The following is a 22,567-nucleotide window of genomic DNA, read 5'->3' on the forward strand; positions in this document are numbered from 1 at the left end:
GTCACAGCTGCATCATAGTGCCTGCGCAACGCAAACGGGCGGTGCATTCGCAGACCGAATGCACCGCCCGCAGACTGGAACACAAGCGTCATCAGGCGCTGGCACTGTTCTCCACCGCACGATCGGAGCGATCGGCGTAAATGTAGAGCGGCCGTGCGGTCCCTTCGACCACTTCGCGGGAGATCACGACCTCCTCGACGCCCTCCAGGCTCGGCAGATCGAACATGGTCTCGAGCAGGATCGCCTCCAGGATCGAACGCAGGCCACGGGCGCCGGTCTTGCGCTCGATCGCTTTGCGCGCGACCGCGCCAAGCGCCTCGTCGGCGAAGGTCAGCTCGATGTTCTCCATCTCGAACAGCCGCTGATACTGCTTGACCAGGGCGTTCTTCGGCTCGGTGAGGATCTTCTTCAGCGAAGCCTCGTCCAAGTCTTCCAGCGTCGCGACGACCGGCAGACGGCCGACGAACTCCGGAATGAGGCCATACTTCAACAGATCCTCGGGCTCGACTTCGCGGAAGATTTCGCCGGTACGGCGGTCTTCCGGCGCCATCACCGAGGCCGCGAACCCGATCGAGGTTGAACGGCCACGCGCCGAGATGATCTTTTCCAGGCCCGCGAACGCGCCGCCGCAGATGAACAGGATATTGGTGGTGTCCACCTGCAGGAACTCCTGCTGCGGATGCTTGCGGCCGCCCTGCGGCGGGACAGAAGCCACCGTTCCTTCCATGATCTTAAGCAGCGCCTGCTGCACGCCTTCACCCGAGACGTCACGGGTGATCGACGGATTGTCGGACTTGCGCGAAATTTTATCGATCTCGTCGATGTAGACGATGCCGCGCTGCGCACGCTCGACGTTGTAGTCGGCGGACTGCAGCAGCTTCAGGATGATGTTCTCGACATCCTCACCGACATAGCCGGCCTCGGTCAGCGTCGTCGCATCCGCCATGGTGAACGGCACGTCGAGGATGCGCGCCAGCGTCTGCGCCAGCAGCGTCTTGCCCGAGCCGGTCGGACCGATCAGCAGGATGTTGGACTTCGCCAGTTCGACGTCGTTGTGCTTGGTCTGATGGTTGAGGCGCTTGTAGTGGTTATGCACCGCCACCGACAGGACCTTCTTGGCATGGTTCTGCCCGATGACGTAGTCGTCGAGCACCTTGCAGATTTCCTTCGGCGTCGGGATACCGTCGCGCGACTTCACCAACGAGGACTTGTTCTCCTCGCGGATGATGTCCATGCAGAGTTCGACGCACTCGTCGCAGATGAAGACCGTCGGGCCCGCAATCAGCTTGCGGACTTCATGCTGGCTCTTGCCGCAGAACGAGCAATACAGCGTGTTCTTGGAATCACTTGAACCAACTTTGCTCATTCTCTTCTCCGTCCGCCTCTCGTCTTACAGTTCTACCGGTCTTGCCCGTTTGGAGCTCCCCTATTTGGGAGCAATTCCTGTACCAAAAAGACCACCCGGCTCAGAGACTCTCACGAATCGTAATCATTACATCAGCCCCCTCACACACGGTCCATCCTAGTGGACCATGCTAGGCCCGTGATAATCAAGATTTAGCTAATGACTCCGGGGCTTCGCTGAGGTTCAAATCGGCTTTTAGGGCCTTTTCGTGCCGAGGTCTCAACAATTCTCGTTCACATTTTACCGTTGCCGCCGCCCCGCCGTGGCGGAACAGCGCATCCGGCCCGATTTCCTCGTCCAGGCCGGCAAAATCCCATCGAACACCCACCCCGAACCGTCATGTTGCAGTCGAGCGGCCGTTTGAAGGCAGGATAGATGCGACGAAAAGGCTCTCGAAGGGAGCCTACCTCGCAGAGGCCGGTCCGGTGGTCGGTGCCGGACCGGGACCTTGAGTGTCTGCGCTCGCCGCACCTGGGGAATCGCTGGACCGATCAAGCAGCCTTCGAGGCGGAGGTCGGCTCGTCCGGACGCTTGTCGATCACCTTGTCGACCAGGCCGAACTCCTTGGCCATGTCGGCGGTGAGGAACTTGTCGCGTTCCAGCGCATCCTCGATCGCCTTGTACGGCTGGCCCGTGTGCTTCACGTAGATCTCGTTCAGCCGCTTCTTCAGGTTCAGGATTTCCTGAGCGTGCAGCATGATGTCGGTCGCCTGACCCTGGAAACCGCCGGACGGCTGGTGAACCATGATCCGTGCATTCGGCAGCGAGAAGCGCATGTCCTTCTCGCCAGCCGCCAGCAGCAGCGAGCCCATCGATGCCGCCTGTCCTGTACACAGGGTCGAAACCGGCGGGCGGATGAACTGCATGGTGTCGTAGATCGCAAGGCCCGACGTCACCACGCCGCCCGGCGAGTTGATGTACATCGAGATTTCCTTCTTCGGGTTCTCGGCTTCCAGGAACAGGAGCTGGGCAACCACCAGCGTCGCCATGCCGTCTTCCACCGGACCGGTAATGAAGATGATGCGCTCCTTCAGAAGGCGCGAGAAAATGTCGTAGGCCCGTTCGCCGCGGTTGGTCTGCTCGACGACCATAGGAACGAGATTCATGTAGGTTTCGACCGGATCGCGCATGGCTCACCCAAAAATGTTGTGAAGCGACAGGCAGACAGCAACGGCAGCCGGACGAACGCTTCGTGATGCGGGACACTCAAGATATGGACCGAATGGTCGTAAGCAAGATCAAGGCTCGGCCACACAAGTCAAGCGCAGCCAGTGACGATGGAAGCCGATTCGGTGGACCATCGCAAAGCCTGGATGAAAAACAAATCCACCCTATCGATCATAGGGTTAACGTAATCTGCGCGACGCAAAAGCCAAGAGCTTCACGCAAAAGAAAGACGCCCCGGATACAGGTCCCGGGGCGCTTCTTCAGAGGTTCTTACGATCAGGCGGCGGGTGCCGGATCTTCCTTGAACAGCTCCTCGCGGGTCACCGGCTTCTCATTGACCTTTGCGAGTTCGAGCAGGAAGTCCACCACCTTGTCTTCGAAGATCGGAGCGCGGAGCTGGGCCAGCATGGACGGGTTGTTGCGATAGTAATCCCAGACCTGCTTTTCCTGTCCAGGGAACTGACGCGCACGCTCGACCAGCGCGCGGCTCACTTCCTCGTCGGTCACCGTGATGTTGTTCTTCTCACCGATCTCCGACAGCACCAGCCCCAACCGGACGCGGCGGTCGGCGATCTTGCGATAGTCCTCCTGCGCCTTCTCTTCCGTGGTGTTCTCGTCGGCGAAGGTGCGGTTGACGGACTCCATCTCCTTCTTGATCGACTCCCACATCAGGTCGAACTCCTGCTGCACGAGCGTCTGCGGCGGGTCGAACTTGTGGGTCTCGTCGAGCTGGTCGAGGAGCTGACGCTTCACCTTCTGCCGGGTGGCGCCATCGAACTCCTGACGAATCCGCGCACGGGCGGCTTCCTTCAGCTTGTCGAGCGACTCCAGGCCAAGCTTCTTGGCGAATTCGTCGTCCGGGGTGATCGCCTCGGGCGTTTCGATCAGGCTGGCCGTGGTGACGAACTCGGCGTCCTTACCCGCGAGCTTGTCGTTGCCGTAGTTGGTCGGGAACGTCACCTTGAGCGTGCGGGTCTCGCCCTTGCCGATGCCGACAAGCTGATCCTCGAATCCCGGGATGAAGGTGTTCGATCCGATCACCACCGGAATGTTCTCGCTGGTGCCGCCCTCGAATGCTTCGCCGTCGATGGTGCCCTTGAAGCCGACAGTAACCCGGTCACCGGTCTCGGCCTTGGCGCCCTCGGCCTTTTCGGCGAACGGGCGATTCTGCTCGGCAATTCGTGCCACCGCCTCGTCGACATCCTTGTCGCTCACTTCGACCACGGGCTTATCGACCGAGAAGGATTTGAAATCGGCGAGTGCGATCGCCGGAATCACCTCGATCGCCACCGTGTAGTTCAGGTCCGACTTGCCATCGAGCAGCTTCTCGATCTCATCCTGCTCGGTCGGCAGGGTGACCTTGGGTTCGGTGGCGAGCTTGAAACCGCGCTCGGTGAAGATTTTGGTGTTGGTGTCGCGAACCATCTGGTCGATGGTTTCGGCCATCACGGACTTGCCGTACATCTTCTTCAGGTGACCGACCGGGACCTTGCCGGGGCGGAACCCGTTCATCCGCACCTTATCCTTCATGTCGGCCAGACGCTCGTCGACCTTGGCGTCGAGATCGGCGGCTGGGACGCTGATCTGGAACTCGTGTTTGAGACCTTCGGAGAGCGTTTCGTTCACTTGCATCGTATCAATCTTCTTCTCAAGTTGGCCCGTGTAAGACCCTGATAATCCTTCGCAAAGCGCTCACATCCATGCAAGCGCGCCCGGTCCGTCATATCGTCACTGCACGCAGTTTGGTGCGGGCGGAGGGACTCGAACCCCCACAACTTTCGTCACTGGAACCTAAACCCAGCGCGTCTACCAATTCCGCCACGCCCGCGAAGAGCACGATGTCCGGCGGCTCCGGCCGCGGGCGGCGGCTTATAACACGCGAAACAACGCCCGCAGCAAAAAAATGGTCCTGCGGCGGATCGCGCGCAAGCTTGCAACATCAAGCCCGCATCCGCGCTGGACAGGCAGAGACGAACATGATCCGCATCCGGGATGCCTGATCGTCGCGCTTCCCCCTTTTCGTTGACCCGGCGGACCCTGTTCACCCTCGCTGGCGGCGCGCTTGCGCTGAACGCCAGAGCCGGTCATGGCCAGACCGCCACATCATCCCCGCAGCCGCTGCGCATGGAAAACGGCACCGTCCCGCTTCGTTCTGGCGCACCGGCGACCGTCGCCTGGCGCTTCACCCCCGAGGCGTTGGTGCTACCGCCCGCCACGGAGGGCGCACAGGTCGAACTGACGAACGCGTTACCCGGCTCGGTCCACCTCACCTGGCACGGTCTGGATGGCATGACCAGTGCCGAACCGCTCATAGCCCAGCCCGCATTCCAGCCGGGAACTTCCCGCAGGGCCGCGCTCCGGGCCAGCGGCACATATTTCCTCGAATCCCGCCTCGGCGGAGACCGCATGGATCGCCCTTTGCCGGGCGCCGCGCTCGTGGTCCGGGAAACTGCGCCGCCGGAAGTCGACCGCGACGAGGTTCTGCTGATCGAGGACTGGCGGCTGGCTGTTAATGGCACGCTGCTCACGCCGGGCCGCGATTCAAGCGATGCGACAACGATCTACACCATCAACGGCAAGCGCGATTGGAACATCCTCACCCGTACCCATGAGCGGCTGAGGCTCCGCATCATCAACGGCTGCCATCGCGCTGTCATCGCACTGAGAATCGACGGCCATGAACCACAGATCATCGCGATCGACGGTCGCCCGGCGGAGCCGTTTCCGGCGCGCGACGGCCGTATGATCCTTGCGCCCGGCGCACGGATCGACACCCTGATCGATGCGGTCAAACCGCCAAGGACGGTTTCGCCGATCCATCTGCACGACGGAACGTCGCCGAGACCGATCGCGACGCTAAGCTATTCGGACGAATCTCCGGTCCGCAGCGCCCCGCTGTCGCCGGCTCAGCCGCTGCAGCGAAGCGGATTGCCCGCACGCCTGCCGCTGCAGGGCGCTCAGCGCTTCACGCTCTCATTTGGCGCCCAGGCCACCGAATGGCATCCGGCGGATGGGCTGTCGCTCACCCTCCCGCCGGCTTTCCGTGCGCGCCGAGGCCAGACCGTCGTTCTCGCCATCACCAACCATTCGCAGGCCCCCGCGACCTTCCACCTGCATGGCCACCCCTTTCGGCTGCTGGACCGGCTCGACGACGGCTGGAAACCGTTCTGGCTCGACACGCTCCTGTTCGATGCCGGACAGACCCACCGTATCGCTTTCCTGGCCGGGTATCCCGGCGCCTGGCTGCTGGAGTTCATGGGTATCGCCTGGACAGCCCCGCGCCTTTTGCGCTGGTTCGCCGTCGCCTGAGATCAATAGGCGATCTCGAACGCATCGTAGAGACGGCGGAACACGGTGGGAAGCACCTCGGGCAAATCCTCCGCAATCAGTCCCGGACCAGCCTCGGCGCTGGCCTCGCCGTGCATCCACACGCCGATCGACGCTGCTTCGAACGCGCCGACACCCTGCGCCAGCATCGCACCGATGATCCCGGCAAGGACATCGCCCGACCCGGCGGTCGCAAGCCACGGCTTCGCGTTCGCGGCAATCGAGGCGCGTCCGTCGGGGGCAGCCACGACCGTATCGGCGCCCTTCAACACAACCACAGCGCCGGACCGCTCGGCGGCGAGCCACGCCCGCTCGAGCTTCGACAAGTCGGGCCGCTCGGCAATGTCGCCGAACAGCCGCCGGAACTCCCCCTCATGTGGCGTCAAGACGACGGCGCCTGCTTCGTCTGTCTTGATCGCCGCAAACAGGGCAGCAGGATCATCGGCAAAACTCGTCAACGCGTCGGCGTCGAGAACGACCCCGCGGTTCGCACCAATCGCCGTTAGCGCGAGATCACGCGTGCGCGCCCCGATCCCGCAGCCGGGGCCGACGACGCAGGCATTGAAGCGGCGATCCGCCAGCATCTCGGCAAACTCGACCGCGGTATCGATCGGCCGCACCATGACCGCCGTCAGGGCCGCTGCATTGACGGCCAGCGCCTCGCTTGGCGTCGCCAGCGTCACGAGCCCTGCCCCACCGCGCAGGGCAGCACGCGCCGACAACCGCGCAGCGCCTGTGGCTGCGACACCGCCGCAGGCGATAGCGGCATGCCCCCGCGCATACTTGTGCGCCTCCAATCCCGGCACCGGAAACGCTGCCTGCCATAGATCCGGATCGTTCTCGAATAGGCGCACGCCGATCGTCTCGAGGACTCGCGCCGCTATGCCGATGTCGGCCACACGCACCCGCCCGCAATGCGCCCGGCCGGGCAACAGCAGATGCGCAGGCTTCTTGCGGAAGAAGGTGACGGTTTCGGTCGCTCGGACAGCCGTGCCCATGATCTGCCCGGTCGTTCCATTGATGCCGCTCGGCAGATCGACACTCAGCACCGGGGCGCCGTTCGCGTTGATCGCGCCGATAACCGCGTGCGGATCGCCCTTCACCGGCCGGTCCAGCCCCGCCCCGAACAACGCATCCACGATCAGAGCCGGATGACCGAGCGCATCGGGGGCACAGGCCAGCACTGAGCCACTCCAGTCGCGCGCGGCCGCAGCAGCATCCCCTTTCAGCGTCTCGCGCTGACACAGCAGCATCACCGAAACATCGCAGCCAGCGGCTGCGAGCACCGTAGCCGCGACGAAGCCGTCGCCGCCATTGTTGCCACGCCCAGCGACCACGAGGATCGGCCCGCCACCGGCAAGGTCAGCCGCAGCTTCCGCGACCGCACGACCAGCCCGCTGCATCAGCATGTAGCCGTCGGTGCCGTCCGCAATCGTCAGCCGGTCGGCCTCTCCCATTTGCTGATTGGTCAGGATTTCCATCGGCTCCCCGGTCAGGATTGGCTTGCGGTGCCTCCTACATGCGCGAACTCTAAAGAATTGGAAACGACTGCGCTGGCATAAGTTCCGCGCATAATGTCTCACCGGGGCAGCAGGGTGATGGTCGAGGCGCTCGGAAAACTCACTCGCAGCAAAATCCTTCTGGCCTTGTTGGTCGGATTTTGCGCGCTGTATGTCCGGGCAGTTGCGGTCCAGACGACCACGGTTGATCAACCGCTCCGCGTCGATGCCCGGGAATATTACCTGTCGGCCTACAATCTCGTGCATCACGGCATCTACAGCCGCTCGGCGGGAGACCAGGCCGACCCGCCGCAGGCCGTTCGGCCAGACGCCTACCGCCCACCTGGATTGCCGCTGCTCATTGCCGCGTTCCTGGCCATGTCGCCCGATGAGCAAATGACCCTGCCGTTTTTCCAGGTCGTCAACGTCCTGGCAGGCGCTGGTGCCTCCGTCGCGCTGTTCATTGCCGCCGCGGCGGTGCTGCCACTCCCGGCAGCGGTCGCGGCCGGCCTGCTGACCGCGGCCTCGCCGCACCTGACGGCCATCTCCGTCTACCTCCTGACCGAACCGTTCGCGATCCTGCTGGTTGCCGGCTTGCTGATGGTAACCGCTCGGGCCGTACCGGCCAAAGGTCCCGGCCGCGCGGCTTATTTCCTCGCCCTTGGCATCATCGTCGGTCTGCTAGCGCTGTTCCGCCCGATCTTCATCGCCTTCGCGCCGCTGCTTTGCCTCGCATTCGAAAGCCGCAGGGACCGGCTGGCGGCCCTGGTCGCCGGCTGCATCGGTGCGGCCTGTGTCGTTGCCCCATGGATGATCCGCAACGCACTGCTTCCGCTCGACGATCAGGGAAGCCTGATCGCCGCGACGATGCTCGACGGCTCCTATCGCGGCTATGTCATCAACGACGACCCTAAAACTTTTCCCTACCCGCGATTCACCGATCCGATCTTCGAAACCGCTCGCCAGAGCGTTATGCTGGCGCTGAGCGAGGTATGGGCCCGGATCACGGCCGATCCTCCAGGCATGGCGCGTTGGTATGTGCTCGAAAAGGCCGCCTATCTGCTGCAGTGGGACAATGTCGACGGCGCCGGCGACGTCTTTGTCTATCCGGTGCTCGACAGCCCTTTTGCGAGCCGACCTGCGTTCCGGATCATTCACACCCTTTATGCCTCGACGCACAATCTGATGATGCTGCTTGCGACCATCGGCAGCATCCTAGTCTGGACCCGGTCCGGCCGCGCCAGCCCCCGTATGCGTGTGCTGCGAATGGCGAGCCTGCTGCTGATCTTTTTATATACCGCCCACGTGCCGTTCTTCGCGGCCACCCGCTATGCGCTGCCGGTCTTCCCTGCCCTGTACCTGCTCTGTCTCATTCCGCTGGTTCGCCTTTGCCGGATCGTGAAAGAGGTGCTCACCCGCCCGACGTCCCAAACTTTGACACCCACCGGCACCGCACCCGCAGACTAACGGCGCGCACCTGCCTGCGGCCGACGCAATGCGCCCGCAGATAAGGCACGATCGCGCTCCGCTGGCTCATCTCGTCATCTTGCTGTCTAAAAAATATGCATAATGCCTACTTTTACGGCAAACAACGCGCCTCCTGCCCTTGGCAGGACTGCGCAGTAGCCATTAGTGAATTGATAACACGCAGCTTTCGCGCGTCTCAGCCAGTTGGCACGGAGCCTGCTTACAGGACGGTGACTTGGCTTCAGGTTAAGCGATGGAGGCACTGTTGACGACGGCCCGCCCGCCTCGGCCTTAGGACCGCGCGGAACGGTGGACGAAACTGCTCGCCGAACCACGCGGAGCCGTGTGAACGCGACGCGCGTGGAAGGATTGGAAGTGCCGGGAGACATTCAGTGAAGAAGATCGAGGCTATCATCAAGCCGTTCAAGCTCGACGAGGTGAAGGAAGCGCTTCAGGAAGTGGGATTGCAGGGCATCACGGTCACCGAAGCCAAGGGCTTCGGGCGACAGAAGGGGCATGCGGAACTCTACCGGGGCGCCGAGTACATCGTGGACTTCCTGCCGAAGGTGAAAATCGAGATTGTGATCTCCGACGACCTGGTCGAGAAAGCGATCGAGGCCATCCGCCGCGCCGCCCAGACCGGACGGATCGGCGACGGCAAGATTTTCGTTTCCAACATCGAAGAGGCCATCCGCATCCGCACGGGAGAATCCGGACTCGATGCGATTTGACATTTCCCTCGCCCTGACCTGAAGACATCACCCAACGGCCGTAGTCAGCGGCCAAACTATGAAGACCTGTACAAACAAGGGGTATCTATGACGACCGCTAAAGACGTCCTGAAGAAGATCAAGGACAACGACGTAAAGTACGTCGATCTGCGTTTCACCGATCCGCGTGGCAAGTGGCAGCACGTCACTTTCGATGTGTCGATGATCGATGAAGACTTCTTCGCCGAAGGCACGGCATTCGACGGCTCGTCCATCGCTGGCTGGAAGGCCATCAACGAATCCGACATGCAGCTGATGCCGGACCCGGTCACCGCCACCATCGACCCGTTCTTCGCAGAGACCACCATGGTCATCACCTGCGACGTGCTTGAGCCGACCACCGGCGAGCCCTACAACCGCGATCCGCGTGGCATCGCCAAGAAGGCCGAGGCGATGGTGAAGTCCATGGGCGTGGGCGACACCGTGTTCGTTGGCCCCGAGGCCGAGTTCTTCGTGTTCGACGACGTGCGCTTCGCGGCAACCCCGTACAATACCGGCTTCAAGCTGGATTCCTCGGAACTGCCGACCAACTCCGACACAGAGTACGAAGGCGGCAACCTCGGCCACCGCATCCGCACCAAGGGCGGCTACTNCCCGGTCCCGCCGCAGGACTCGGTGCAGGACATGCGCTCGGAGATGCTCGGAGCGATGGCCAAGATGGGCGTCAAGGTCGAGAAGCACCACCACGAAGTCGCTTCCGCCCAGCACGAGCTTGGCATGAAGTTCGACACGCTGGTGCACATGGCCGACCAAATGCAGATCTACAAGTACTGCATCCACCAGGTCGCGCACATCTACGGCAAGACCGCCACCTTCATGCCGAAGCCGATCTATGGCGACAACGGCTCGGGCATGCACGTCCACCAGTCGATCTGGAAGGACGGCAAGCCGACCTTCGCGGGCAACAAGTATGCCGACCTGTCGGACACCTGCCTGTCCTACATCGCCGGCGTCATCAAGCACGCGAAGGCCATCAACGCCTTCACCAACCCGTCGACCAACTCCTACAAGCGTCTGGTCCCAGGTTATGAGGCGCCGGTGCTGCTCGCCTACTCGGCGCGCAACCGCTCGGCGTCCTGCCGTATTCCGTACACCACCTCGCCGAAGGCCAAGCGCGTGGAAGTCCGCTTCCCTGATCCGATGGCCAACCCGTACCTCGCGTTCGCGGCGATGCTGATGGCCGGCCTCGACGGCATCAAGAACAAGATGGATCCGGGTCCGGCAATGGACAAGGATCTGTACGACCTGCCGAAGGAGGAGCTGAAGCAGATCCCGACCGTTTGCGGCAGCCTGCGCGAAGCGCTCGAGAGCCTCGACAAGGATCGCGCGTTCCTGAAGGCTGGCGGCGTGTTCGACGACGACTTCATCGACAGCTACATCGAGCTGAAGATGACCGAAGTTGCGCGCTTCGAAATGACGCCGCACCCGGTCGAGTTCGACATGTACTACTCGCAGTAAGCCTCCCCAGGGGCGATCTGCGCAACATGGATCGACAAGCGAAAGGCGCTCCTCACGGGGCGCCTTTTGTTTTGCCCACGGCGCCGAAGTGAACCGGTGCTGCCGCGCCATTGCTCCGCGCCAATTCGGGACAGGCCACACCCGGATATCTGCCCTCCCGCGCCATCCCTCGGCCCGCTGGCCTTCGCGCGCTGCTTGATCAAGCCTCGCGGTTCAGCAACAAGGGTAAAGTCGAAGGCCCCGAAACCGAGGAACCGGTCCCGTGACAGCCCCCCTTTTCGATCAGACGACGTCGGCCCGCGGCCTTGCCAAAGCGATCGCCCTCGGCGGCTGCGGCATCGTTGCGTTCGCGGCTGTCCTTGCAATCGCCTGGCACGCCTCGGCAACGATCCTGCTGCTGTTCTCCGGGATCCTGTTCGGTGTTTTCCTCGTCGCCCTTGCCGATCTGCTCGGCCGGGTGGTCGGCGGCGGGCATGTGTTACGACTTGTCCTCGTCTGCGTGTTCCTGACCGGCCTGTTCTCCACGGTCATCGTGCTTGGCGGCGCAACCATCGCCCAGCAGGCGACCGCACTCAGCACGACTCTGCGCTCGCAGATCGGTACCGTGAAGACCTTCCTGGAAGAGCGCGGCGTCGATACGAGCTATCTGAACTTCGGCACGGCCGCCGGAGCCAATCCGGACGCGCCGCATGCCCCTCCGAACCTGTCGAATCTGCCGAGCGCAGGCGCCATCGCATCCGGCACCAGCGCGATCGTCAGTCAGACATGGCGAATCCTGTCAGGGCTGTTCGAAACGCTCGGCAACGTCTTCGTCATTATCCTGCTCGGCATCCTGCTCGCGGCCCAGCCACAGATCTACCGAAGTGGGCTGATGCGGCTGGTGCCGAAGCGATACGCACCGCAAGCCGCGTCGCTCGCCGACAATGTCGGGGAAACGTTGCGACGCTGGCTCATCGGCCAGATCATGACGATGAGCTCCATCTTCATCATCACCTGGATCGGCCTGTCGCTGATCGGCATTCCCGGCGCCCTTGTCCTTGGTTTCATCGCCGGGTTCCTGTCGTTCATCCCCAATGTCGGTGCGGTGCTCGCCGGCGTCCTCATCGTTCTGGCGAGCCTTGGTTCGGGACTACCCGCTGTCGCCGGCGCGTTCGGCCTCTACCTGCTCGTGCAGTTCCTCGAGGGCAATATCCTGACGCCGCTAATCCAACGTCATGCCATCGCCATCCCGCCGGCGACATTGTTCGCCGCCCAGATCTTTCTCGGCTTTCTGTTCGGGCTCTGGGGGCTTGCCCTTGCGCTGCCGATGATCGCGATCATCAAGGTGATTTTGAACCACGCTTTTCCGCTCGCAGAATCGGCGGCCGCAGCCTGATCCATCTCGCAGAAGTGAGCGCATCCTCTGCGAAGGCCCGCTAGAATCGAGCCCGCATAAGACGGCCGCCTGGGTGGACTCGCCCGATCGAACCGCGTGCTGTCGGACAGACAGGGGAATGCGATCGGTCATGCCCGTTACGCTTTCAAGCTGCGCTCGCCTGGTGTTGGCAGCGCTGATGCTGTCGCTGCCTGTTCATGCCCAGGCTCAGGACGCGGCGCCGTCACAGCAACCTTTCGCCGTCCCCACGCCCCCTCAGCCATCGCCGTCGACTCCACGACAGGGCGGACAGCCTGCGCGCGGCACCGCCGGCGCCGCGTCCCCTGCGGCAGCCGAACTGCATCGTCTGCCACCGGATGCGACGACGAAGCACACTCTTGCCCTTTCCGGCCGGACCTTGGCCTTCACCGCGACCGCAGGTTCGGTCCGCCTGTTCGACAACAAGGGCGAGCCGGAAGCCGACATCGCCTACACCGCCTATCAGCTCGATGGCGCCGATCTGCGCACCCGCCCGGTCGCATTCTTCTTCAACGGCGGTCCTGGCGCCGCCTCCGCCTGGCTGCAACTCGGCGCAGCCGGGCCCTGGCGCGTCGCTCTCGCCGGCACGACATCATCGACAGCGCCGGACCTGCTGCCGAACGAGGAGACCTGGCTCGACTTTGCCGACCTCGTCTTCATCGATCCCGTCGGCACCGGCTACAGCCGCTTCGTCGCGACAGGAGACGACGTTCGCAAGCGTCTGTTCTCGGTCGACGGCGATGTCACATCAATCGCCGTGACCGTCCGTCGCTGGCTCGAGAAAAACGATCGCTTGCTCTCGCCGAAGTTTGTCGTGGGCGAGAGCTATGGCGGCATCCGGGGCCCGAAGGTCGTGCGCAATCTGCAAACGCGGGAAGGCGTCGGCGTCAACGGCCTCATCCTGATCTCGCCCCTGCTCGACTACCGCGAATATTCTGGCTCGAGCATTCTGCAATACGTCGCGCGCCTTCCGTCCATGGCCGCGGTGGCCCGCGAGGCGAAAGCCCCGGTGACGCGTGCCGATCTGGCCGATGTCGAAACCTATGCGCGCGGCGAGTTCCTGGTCGATCTCCTTAGAGGCCAGGCCGATGCGGAAGCGACGAACCGCCTTGCAGACAAGGTATCGGCGCTGACCGGAATCGATCAGGCCGTCAGCCGCAGACTTGCTGGACGGTTCGATGTCTCCGAATTCCGCCGCGAGTTCGACCGCAAGAACGGGCGGATTACCGGCCGCTACGACGCATCGGTGACCGGCCTCGATCCCAATCCGGACTCGAGCTTCTATCGCTTCGACGATCCATCGGGCGATGCACTCGGCGGGCCGCTGACAAGCGCTGCGGTATCCCTCATAAGGACCAAGCTCAACTGGCGTCCGGACGGCTCGTTCGAGCTGTTGAACGGCGCGGTCGGCCGAAACTGGGACCACGGCCGCGACATCAATCCGACGGAATCGATCACGCAGCTCCGGCAGATTCTCGCGCTCGATCCGAAACTGAAACTGCTCATCGCTCACGGTTTGTTCGATCTCGCAACGCCCTACTTCGGCTCGCAGATCGCCCTCGATCAGCTGCCACCCTACGCGACGCCTGATCGCGTCAAGCTCGTTGTCTATCCCGGCGGGCACATGATCTACGCCCGCGATCCTTCGCGGCAGGCCCTGAAGGCAGAAGCGCAAGCGATGATGAAGTGAACCGCCGCATCGGAACATCGGATGCCGTCTGCGATGCCCCGCACCTGTCATATAACCTTCAAACGGCTGTGATCGGTTGCCGCTGAGACAATTGCAGTGAAACGGCCATGACCTCTCCAGATCACCGATCGCAGCCTGACAGCTCCCGCACTCGCGCGCAGCAATGCGAGGATTCCCAGGATGTCGGCGTCAACGCAAGTTCCAATCCGACCATGGGCGATGTGATCGCGGAGCGGTTCTCCCGGCGCGATCTGATGAAGGGCGTGCTCGGCGTCGCAGCGATCACGGCGACAACTGGCACCGTTGCACTCGACCGCGCTCTGGCCCAGGCGCCTGCGGCCGCCGCCGCATCCCGCTTTCGCTTCGAGGAGTTGGAAGCCAAGGTCGAACAGAGCCACGCCGTGGCTCCAGGTTATGATGCGGACGTGCTGATCCGCTGGGGTGACGCCGTCGTTCCCGGCGCTCCGGCTTTCGATCCTGCAGGCCAAACCGCCGACGCCCAACGCAAGCAGTTTGGCTACAATAACGACTTCCTCGGCTACTTCCCGATGCCCGGCGCAGCCGATCCGTCGGCCCATGGCCTGCTCGTTGTCAACCACGAGTACACCAACGAAGAGCTGATGTTTCCGGGCATCGGCCGGCAGGACACCAAGGCCACCAACTTTGCGAAGATGACCTCGGAGCTTGCGGCGGTCGAGATGGCCGCCCATGGCGGCTCGGTCATCGAAATTCGCCGCGACAGCGGCAAATGGTCGGTGGTCCCGGATTCGAAATATGCGCGCCGGATCGACGCGACCACACCAATCGAGATTTCGGGCCCGGCGGCAGGCCNCCCCCGCCTGCAGACCACCGACGATCCGTCGGGCAAGCGCGTCCGTGGCATGGTCAACAACTGCGCGGGCGGTGTCACGCCATGGGGAACGTGGCTGACCTGCGAGGAGAACTTCCACGGCTACTTCTCAGGCAAGCTCGATGAGCAGCACACGGAATCGCGCAACCACAAGCGCTATGGCGTTCCGGGCAACTGGATGGCCTGGGGCAAATACATCGACAGGTTCGATCTCGCCAAGGAGCCCACCGAACCGAACCGCTTCGGATGGATCGTCGAGATCGATCCCTTCGACCCGGCTTCGATGCCGAAGAAGCGCACTGCACTCGGCCGCTTCAAGCACGAAGGCGCAGCGGGCATCATCAGCAAGGACGGACGCTACGTCGTCTATACGGGCGACGACGAGCGGTTCGACTATGTGTATCGCTTCGTCACCGACGCGCGGGTTGACCTCGCCAATCCGAAGGCCAACGCCGACATCCTCGACAAGGGGACGCTGTCGGTTGCGCGCTACGACGCCGACGGTCACGTCACCTGGCTGCCGTTGGTGTTCGGCTTAGGCCCCCTCACCGCCGACAACGGCTTCAACAGCCAGGCCGATGTGGTGATCGAGACGCGCCGTGCCGCCGATCTGCTTGGTGCAACCAAGATGGATCGCCCGGAGGACATCGAGGCCAGCGCCAAGACCAACAAGGTCTACGTCGTGCTGACTAACAACACCCGGCGCAAGCCAGACCAGGTGGACGCCGCCAACCCGCGCGCGGACAATCGTTTCGGCCATCTGATCGAGATGATCCCGCCCGATGGTGATCATGCGGCGGACAAATTCCGCTGGGAGATTCTGGTTCGTTGCGGCGACCCGGCGATTGCCGATGTCGGCGCAACCTTCTCGTCCGATACCACCCGCAACGGCTGGTTCGGCATGCCCGACAACGTTGCCGTCGATGCGGAAGGCCGCCTGTGGGTCGCCACCGACGGCAATTCGGGTCCAGCGACAGGACGGGCCGACGGAATCTGGGGGATCGAAACGGAGGGCGCCGGGCGCGGCACCTCGCGGCACTTCTACCGGGTGCCTGTCGGCGCCGAGATGTGTGGCCCCTGCTTCACCCCCGACGGTGAAACGCTGTTTGTCGCCGTTCAGCACCCGGGCGAAGCCGACGACGATAGCGGCCCCTCGGCCACCTTCGAGAATCCGTCAACACGCTGGCCGGATTTCAAGCCCGATATGCCGCCACGTCCATCGGTCGTTGCGATCACCCGCCGGGGCGGCGGAAAAATCGGCTTATAGCGTCGCGATCATATCGAACAGGACTGCGCTCGCCATCGCGAGCGCAAACACCCAGAACGCAACCATCGGCCAGCGGCTCGGCTTGCGATAGCGCCCTTCCGCCCGGCGCTGCTTGATCAACGCCGCCTCGTATTCGTCCGAGGTTGAGAACAAGCATGCAAAACCGTTGCGCGCCAACGCAACAGCCGCTTCGAGCGAACTGGACGCCGGCTTATGACTATCGCTGCGCGAGGAAGACATGACGCGATGCTAGATCGCGATTGGTAAACGGAGCGTTAGGAAGTTTGGCCCACGCACAAAAACGTGTTGCACGCGCAGGCATTTACCGACCGCACCTCACGCGCTGAGCTTATCGAACTGGTGCACGACCGTCGGTTGGCGAACGGCCGCCTGCGCAGTTTGCAGTTGCTGCTGACCGGGCGAAGACGGCTCTGCAGGCGCCACCTCCACGCGATTCCGCCCCTCGCGCTTGGCGCGGTAGAGCGCCCTGTCGGCAACGGCAAGCAAGGCGTTCACATCCATTCCCGGCGCCCGTCCCGCAACGCCGATACTGACGCTGGTGGCCGCCGGTATGCCGTCAATCTGCACGCCGGCATTGGCGAAGGTCGCGCGGACACGCTCGGCCGCAACGACGGCCTCTTCGACACCACACGGCAGCATCGCGGCGAATTCCTCGCCGCCGATCCGGCCGACGATGTCGGTAACACGCAGCGTGTGGACCAGCACCGTTCCAAACAGTTTCAAGATCTCATCGCCGGCCGCATGGCCGAAAGTGTCATTCACCGCCTTGAAGTGATCGATGTCGAAGAGCAGCACGGTCACTGGGCGCGCGGCCAGATCCTCACGCTCGATCATACGGCTGGTCAGTTCGGCAAAGCCGCGGCGATTGAACAATCCGGTCAAGGGGTCGATCGACGCTGCCGTCTTATGGGCCGTTACAACGCGCTCTGAGACCAGCAGGAAAACGATGAAGACTGTACCGACGGCATACAGGACCAGTTCGATGGCGAAAGCCGACACCCAGCCGCTGCGCGAACTCAGTGCCGCATCGTCTCCAAGCACGAAGTCGCCGAGCAGGATCGGCAGCATCAGCGCAAGTCCGTGCATCGCCGGGATTGCGATCGCCGGCCATCGCGATTGCATCGCCTTGCGTCGTTCCGACCACAATGCGGCGGCCGTCGCCGCAGCATAGGCGGCGACGATCGCGGCGCCAGCCACCACACGCAGTTTCGACGTGTCGGGAAGCAAAAGGCCAGCGACGCTCCAAAGCGCAGCTCCTGCGAGAATGCCAGGCCATATCGTTCGGCGGCCATGGAAAACGCGGGCAGCGTTCCAGACCATGCCGCAGGCGACGAACCCGCACATCGTCAGCGCCAGCTCTGTCCATCGTGGCAGCGAGGCACCTGCCAGGGCCCAGATCGCGATCGATGCGCCGCCTAAGAGGTAGGCCGCGCCCCACCAGCCGAGCGCCGCAATGCGCTCATGCCGCCAGAAGAACAGCAACATGCCCCCGAGCAGCGCAGCAACCAGTGATGCGACGAGATACAACGTCAGAATATCGAGCGCCATCCGCGAGCCCGCGACCGCCTTTTGCATGGGACGCTCAGCGCGTCGCACTCCTCAGCCCATCCGAGCCTAGCGTCACACTCTTGGCAAAGCGTTCGAGCCGTCAGACAATTTTTCCGCAAAAAATGCCGGCAATTTCTCTGCATTCCGGACCATCAAAGGCCGGACTGGCAAAAAGAAAAGGCGCCCGAGGGCGCCCTTTCGAACCTGCTGCAAACTGTGCGATGCGTGAAAACGTTAGCGCTTCGAGAACTGGAACGAACGGCGAGCCTTGGCGCGGCCGTACTTCTTACGCTCGACGACACGCGAGTCGCGCGTCAGGAAGCCGCCCTTCTTCAGAACACCGCGCAGCTCGGGCTCGAAGTTGGTCAGGGCCTTCGACAAACCGTGGCGAACCGCACCAGCCTGACCCGACAGTCCGCCGCCGGACACCGTGCAGATCACGTCGTACTGGCCCTGGCGATTGGACGAGACCAGCGGCTGCTGGATCATCATGCGCAGAACCGGGCGGGCGAAGTAGACCTCGAACTCACGGGCATTGACGGTGATCTTTCCGGAGCCGGGCTTGACCCACACGCGGGCCACCGCGTCCTTGCGCTTGCCGGTGGCATAAGCGCGTCCCTGCTTGTCGACCTTCTTGACGTAACGCGGAGCGTCCGCCCCTGCCGTCTTGAGCTGCGACAGTTGATCGAGCGATTGGATGCTTTCGGCCATTAGGCGGCCCTCATATTCTTGCGATTCATGGACGCGATGTCGACGACCTGGGGCTGCTGCGCCTCATGCGGATGCTCGGCACCGGCGTAAACGCGCAGATTGCCGAGCTGCTTCCGACCCAGCGGACCGCGCGGCAGCATGCGCTCGACGGCCTTCTCGACGATACGCTCGGGGAAACGACCCTCGAGGATCGACTTGGCCGAACGCTCCTTGATGCCGCCGATGTAACCGGTGTGGTTGTAGTACATCTTCTGGTCGCGCTTGCGGCCGGTCAGCACGACCTTCGACGCGTTGATGATGATGACGTTGTCACCGCAGTCGACATGCGGCGTGTAGGTGGGCAGATGCTTGCCGCGCAGGCGCATCGCCACCAGCGTCGCGAGGCGGCCGACGACCAGACCCTTGGCGTCGATCAGCACCCACTTTTTCTCGACCTCGGCGGGCTTTGCCGAAAATGTCTGCATGATGGGGTTCCGTAAAAGCGAAAAGGCGCGAAGCGCGCCCGACAGCGCGAGGTCTTAAAGAAACTGCCTGCGCTGGTCAATCCCTGATCGCGATGAATAACCTCATAAAATCAATGCTTTAAAAATATGGTGCGATGATACCTGCATTAATTTCGTTTCGGTGGAATGGAATAGGTGGCGGTCACGTGGGCGACAGGCTCGCTTCCTGCCGCCGAATACAACGTAACCTCCCCCACGGCCAGCCGTTTGCCGAGCTTCAGAAGCCTTCCCTCGGCGATGACATCGCTGCCTGCCGGAGCCTTGCTCAGGAAGTTGATGTTCAGGTTGGTCGTCACGGCGAGGCCCACCGGTCCGATCGCCGACAGCAACACGACGTACATGGCGAAATCAGCCAGCGCCATCAGCGTCGGCCCCGAAACCGTGCCGCCCGGCCGCAGCATGCGATCATTGTAGGTTTCGCGAATGCGACAGGCCCGTCCGTCGGCATGCTCAATGGCAATCGACGTGCCCTGGAACATCTGCGGGAATTCCCTGTGCAGGAACACCTCGAGCTCCGTCACCGTCATTTGCGCGGACATGCGGTCCCTTCCTGCTCGCTTCCCCGTCCCAATCGCATACAATGGAGCGACACACCGAACAATCGAACGTTGTGATGACGAACCATCCTCTTGCCACAACCGCCGACACGCCGCTGCTGCTGCGCGAGATGATCGACGCGATTGCGGTGCTGACCCTGAACAGCCCGGCTTCGCGCAATGCGTTATCCGAAGGGATGATCGCCGCCTTGCATGCTGAAATCGGCGCCAGCGCGGCAGACAGCAAGGTTCGCGCCATCGTGATCGCCGCCAGCGGCACGGCCTTCTGCGCCGGACATGATCTCAAACAACTCACCGCGCACCGCAGCGATCCCGATGGCGGCCGCGGCTACTTCCGCCACATCATGACCTCTTGCGCCGCCATGATGCAGGCGATCGTCCATTGTCCGAAGCCCGTGATCGCCGCCGTCAACGGCGTCGCGACGGCCGCCGGATGCCAGCTCGTGGCCACCTGTGATCTGGCAGTCGCTTCGTCCGCCGCCCGGTTTGCCACCCCCGGCGTCGATATCGGCCTGTTCTGTTCGACACCGATGGTGGCGCTGACGCGCAACATCCCGCGCAAGCAGGCGATGGAGATGCTGCTGACCGGCGAACCGATCTCCGCGGAAACCGCCGCCGGTCTTGGTCTCATCAACAGCGTGGTCGAACCGGGAGCCGAACACGCCGCAGCGATCGCCCTCGCACAACAGATCGCGCGGAAATCCGCGCACGTCCTGAAGATCGGCAAGACTGCATTCTACCGGCAGGCGGAGATGTCGCTTGCGGACGCCTACGCCTACGCCGCGGAGGTCATGACGGAGAACATGATGGCGCGCGATGCCGACGAAGGTATTACCGCTTTCATCGAAAAGCGGCCGCCCCGCTGGGAAGATCGGTAGCCTTCAATGAATCACGATCGTTACGACGACGATTACATCCGCACGATCCTGCGCAGCGTACGCAGCATCGCCGTCGTCGGCGCGTCGCCAAATACCGTCCGGCCGAGCTACTTCCTGTTCAAGTACATGCTGGAGCGCGGCTACGACATGATCCCGGTCAATCCGGGCCAAGCCGGCAAACAGATGCTCGGCAAGACCTTTGTTGCCTCGTTGCAGGAGATCGGCCGCCCGGTCGACATGATCGATATTTTCCGTGCCTCCGAGCACGTGATGCCGATCGTCGACGCCGCGCTCGCGCTGACACCACCGCCACGCGTCATCTGGATGCAGCTTGGCGTGCGCAACGACGCGGCCGCCACGAAGATCGAGGCCGCCGGCATCAAGGTGGTGATGAACCGCTGTCCGAAGATCGAATATGGCCGCTTGTCATCGGAAATCTCGTGGATGGGCGTCAACTCGCGGACGCTAAGCTCCAAACGCGCTCCCGTTCCTGTGCACGGTGTGCAGCGACTCTCGCTTGACCGGCAATCGGTCACCGGCGCCGGTACCACCGCTGCCGACCGCGCCGCGCAGGAAAAATAACTTCGGCTTTCCGCATCCGCAGCATGGTTCGGCCCGCTTCCTACGCAGGCGCAGCAAAGACTTGCCGATTCACGCTTGTTCCCTTGCTTGCCTTGACGGCGAAGGTGCGAGACCGCAGCATGCTTGCATCGTCACAGAAGGATCGACAATGACCGAGCGTACTCCCGGATTTGCCACCCTCGCCGTGCACGCAGGCGCGCAGCCCGATCCCACCACCGGCGCCCGCGCGACGCCGATCTATCAAACCACGTCGTTCGTCTTCAACGATGCCGAGCACGCAGCATCGCTGTTCGGACTGCAGGCGTTCGGCAACATCTACACGCGCATCGGCAATCCCACCAACGCCGTATTGGAAGAACGCGTGGCCGCCCTCGAAGGTGGCACCGCCGCACTCGCCGTCGCATCAGGTCATGCGGCGCAGGTGATCGTGTTTCACGCCCTGTTGCAGCCCGGCGACGAATTCATTGCCTCGCGCAAGCTCTACGGCGGCACGATCAATCAGTTCAACCACGCGTTCAAAGCTTTCGGCTGGAAGGTCGTGTGGGCCGACACCGACGACATTTCCAGCTTCGAACGTGCGGTAACGCCACGAACAAAAGCAATCTTCATCGAGTCGATCGCCAATCCGGGTGGCACCATCACCGATATCGAGGCGATCGCCACCGTCGCACGTCGCGCCGGTGTGCCACTGATCGTCGATAACACGCTGGCAACCCCCTATCTCTGCAAGCCGATCGACCACGGCGCGGACATCGTCGTCCACTCGCTGACGAAGTTCCTTGGCGGTCACGGCAATTCGATCGGCGGCATCATCGTCGATGCCGGCACATTCGACTGGTCGCGCGATGACCGCTATCCGGTCCTGAGCGAACCGCGCCCCGAATATCATGGCCTCAAGCTGCACGAGACGTTCGGCAACTTCGCGTTCGCCATCGCCTGTCGGGTGCTCGGCTTGCGCGATCTCGGGCCGGCACTCTCGCCATTCAACGCGTTCTTGATCCTCACCGGGATCGAGACGCTGGGGCTTCGCGTACAGAAGCACAGCGACAACGCGAAGGCCGTTGCCGAGTGGCTCTCGGCGCAGCCGGCCGTCGCCTGGGTGAGTTATGCCGGCCTCGAGGGCGACCGCTATCATAACCTCGCGCGCAAATACGCGCCGAAGGGCGCCGGCGCCGTGTTCACGTTCGGCCTGAAAGGCGGCTATGATGCTGGCAAGAAGCTCGTCTCGAGCGTGAAGCTGTTCTCGCATCTGGCCAACGTCGGCGACACCCGGTCATTGATCATCCATCCGGCCTCGACGACGCACAGCCAGCTCGACGATGCGCAGAAGACGCTCGCGGGCGCAGCCCCAGACGTGGTGCGCCTCTCCGTTGGAATCGAGGACAAGGAAGACTTGATCGCCGACCTCGATCAGGCGTTGAAAGTCTGACAGCGATGGCGAGCGGGCATGATCTGATCCGGCTTGCCGCCTTTT

19 protein-coding genes and 1 tRNA gene are annotated in these 22,567 nt (G+C 63.0%); 10 read left to right on the forward strand and 10 right to left on the reverse strand.

Annotated elements, in window-relative coordinates; translation table 11 throughout:
- Window positions 1-91: 91 nt before the first annotated feature.
- From clpX to X566_RS20955, 4 genes are all read right to left on the reverse strand, one after another.
- Window positions 92-1,366 (reverse strand): ATP-dependent Clp protease ATP-binding subunit ClpX, encoded by a 1,275-nt coding sequence (gene clpX / locus X566_RS20940; RefSeq protein ID WP_034471228.1) that lies wholly within the window; start codon window positions 1,364-1,366, stop codon window positions 92-94.
- A 530-nt stretch (window positions 1,367-1,896) separates the two neighbouring features.
- The gene (locus X566_RS20945; protein WP_034471230.1) at window positions 1,897-2,535 is read right to left on the reverse strand and encodes an ATP-dependent Clp protease proteolytic subunit; all 639 of its coding nucleotides are present in this window, start codon (window positions 2,533-2,535) and stop codon (window positions 1,897-1,899) included.
- Between the two features lie 313 nt (window positions 2,536-2,848).
- Entirely contained in the window at window positions 2,849-4,204 is a 1,356-nt protein-coding gene (gene tig / locus X566_RS20950; RefSeq protein ID WP_034471232.1) for a trigger factor, read from the reverse strand.
- 111 nt (window positions 4,205-4,315) lie between these two features.
- Window positions 4,316-4,400: transfer RNA gene (locus X566_RS20955), tRNA-Leu, on the reverse strand.
- Between the two features lie 164 nt (window positions 4,401-4,564).
- Here X566_RS20955 and X566_RS20960 point away from each other — a divergent pair.
- Window positions 4,565-5,881 carry a multicopper oxidase family protein gene (locus X566_RS20960; protein ID WP_034471234.1) on the forward strand — a complete coding sequence of 439 codons (1,317 nt, stop codon included), beginning with the start codon at window positions 4,565-4,567 and terminating at the stop codon, window positions 5,879-5,881.
- Between the two features lie 2 nt (window positions 5,882-5,883).
- Here the strand turns inward: X566_RS20960 and X566_RS20965 are convergent, their stop codons facing one another.
- On the reverse strand, window positions 5,884-7,380 hold the full coding sequence (locus X566_RS20965) for a bifunctional ADP-dependent NAD(P)H-hydrate dehydratase/NAD(P)H-hydrate epimerase (protein WP_034471236.1): 1,497 nt from the start codon (window positions 7,378-7,380) through the stop codon (window positions 5,884-5,886).
- A 117-nt stretch (window positions 7,381-7,497) separates the two neighbouring features.
- Here X566_RS20965 and X566_RS20970 point away from each other — a divergent pair, with 117 nt between their 5' ends.
- The 6 genes from X566_RS20970 to X566_RS20995 all read left to right on the forward strand — a co-directional run bounded on the left by X566_RS20970 (window position 7,498) and on the right by X566_RS20995 (window position 16,293).
- The gene (locus tag X566_RS20970; protein ID WP_034471238.1) at window positions 7,498-8,865 is read left to right on the forward strand and encodes a hypothetical protein; all 1,368 of its coding nucleotides are present in this window, start codon (window positions 7,498-7,500) and stop codon (window positions 8,863-8,865) included.
- A 392-nt stretch (window positions 8,866-9,257) separates the two neighbouring features.
- On the forward strand, window positions 9,258-9,596 hold the full coding sequence (locus tag X566_RS20975) for a P-II family nitrogen regulator (protein WP_034471239.1): 339 nt from the start codon (window positions 9,258-9,260) through the stop codon (window positions 9,594-9,596).
- 87 nt (window positions 9,597-9,683) lie between these two features.
- The gene (glnA, locus tag X566_RS20980) at window positions 9,684-11,093 is read left to right on the forward strand and encodes a type I glutamate--ammonia ligase (RefSeq protein ID WP_034471241.1); all 1,410 of its coding nucleotides are present in this window, start codon (window positions 9,684-9,686) and stop codon (window positions 11,091-11,093) included.
- A 262-nt stretch (window positions 11,094-11,355) separates the two neighbouring features.
- A complete protein-coding gene (locus X566_RS20985; RefSeq protein ID WP_034471244.1) occupies window positions 11,356-12,468 on the forward strand; it encodes an AI-2E family transporter in 1,113 nt (370 codons plus the stop codon).
- A 130-nt stretch (window positions 12,469-12,598) separates the two neighbouring features.
- Entirely contained in the window at window positions 12,599-14,176 is a 1,578-nt protein-coding gene (locus tag X566_RS20990) for a S10 family peptidase (protein ID WP_034471246.1), read from the forward strand.
- Window positions 14,177-14,283: 107 nt separating this feature from the next.
- Window positions 14,284-16,293 (forward strand): PhoX family phosphatase, encoded by a 2,010-nt coding sequence (locus X566_RS20995; protein ID WP_034471248.1) that lies wholly within the window; start codon window positions 14,284-14,286, stop codon window positions 16,291-16,293.
- Here X566_RS20995 and X566_RS25620 read toward each other — a convergent pair.
- The 5 genes from X566_RS25620 to X566_RS21020 form a co-directional block, all read right to left on the reverse strand.
- Window positions 16,288-16,446, reverse strand: a complete 159-nt coding sequence (locus tag X566_RS25620; RefSeq protein WP_409337840.1) for a hypothetical protein — start codon at window positions 16,444-16,446, stop codon at window positions 16,288-16,290. The two genes, X566_RS20995 and X566_RS25620, sit on opposite strands and share 6 nt — an antisense overlap.
- Window positions 16,447-16,629: 183 nt before the next feature.
- Complete coding sequence (locus X566_RS21005; RefSeq protein WP_034471252.1) at window positions 16,630-17,889, reverse strand: diguanylate cyclase; 1,260 nt, start codon at window positions 17,887-17,889, stop codon at window positions 16,630-16,632.
- Between the two features lie 207 nt (window positions 17,890-18,096).
- Window positions 18,097-18,573, reverse strand: coding sequence for a 30S ribosomal protein S9 (gene rpsI, locus X566_RS21010; protein ID WP_034471254.1), 477 nt, complete (start codon window positions 18,571-18,573; stop codon window positions 18,097-18,099).
- Window positions 18,573-19,037 carry a 50S ribosomal protein L13 gene (rplM, locus tag X566_RS21015; protein ID WP_034471256.1) on the reverse strand — a complete coding sequence of 155 codons (465 nt, stop codon included), beginning with the start codon at window positions 19,035-19,037 and terminating at the stop codon, window positions 18,573-18,575. The genes rpsI and rplM overlap by 1 nt, the downstream gene beginning before the upstream one ends.
- Before the next feature lie 146 nt (window positions 19,038-19,183).
- A complete protein-coding gene (locus X566_RS21020) occupies window positions 19,184-19,615 on the reverse strand; it encodes a PaaI family thioesterase (RefSeq protein WP_034471258.1) in 432 nt (143 codons plus the stop codon).
- Between the two features lie 74 nt (window positions 19,616-19,689).
- Between X566_RS21020 and X566_RS21025 the strand changes: the two genes are divergently transcribed.
- From X566_RS21025 to X566_RS21035, 3 genes are all read left to right on the forward strand, one after another.
- Window positions 19,690-20,511 carry an enoyl-CoA hydratase gene (locus tag X566_RS21025; RefSeq protein WP_034472650.1) on the forward strand — a complete coding sequence of 274 codons (822 nt, stop codon included), beginning with the start codon at window positions 19,690-19,692 and terminating at the stop codon, window positions 20,509-20,511.
- A 6-nt stretch (window positions 20,512-20,517) separates the two neighbouring features.
- Entirely contained in the window at window positions 20,518-21,093 is a 576-nt protein-coding gene (locus X566_RS21030; RefSeq protein WP_034471260.1) for a CoA-binding protein, read from the forward strand.
- Window positions 21,094-21,241: 148 nt separating this feature from the next.
- A complete protein-coding gene (locus X566_RS21035) occupies window positions 21,242-22,522 on the forward strand; it encodes an O-acetylhomoserine aminocarboxypropyltransferase (RefSeq protein WP_034471262.1) in 1,281 nt (426 codons plus the stop codon).
- Window positions 22,523-22,567: the final 45 nt, after the last annotated feature.

The sequence above is a fragment of the Afipia sp. P52-10 genome (genome assembly GCF_000516555.1).
Classification (GTDB): domain Bacteria; phylum Pseudomonadota; class Alphaproteobacteria; order Rhizobiales; family Xanthobacteraceae; genus P52-10.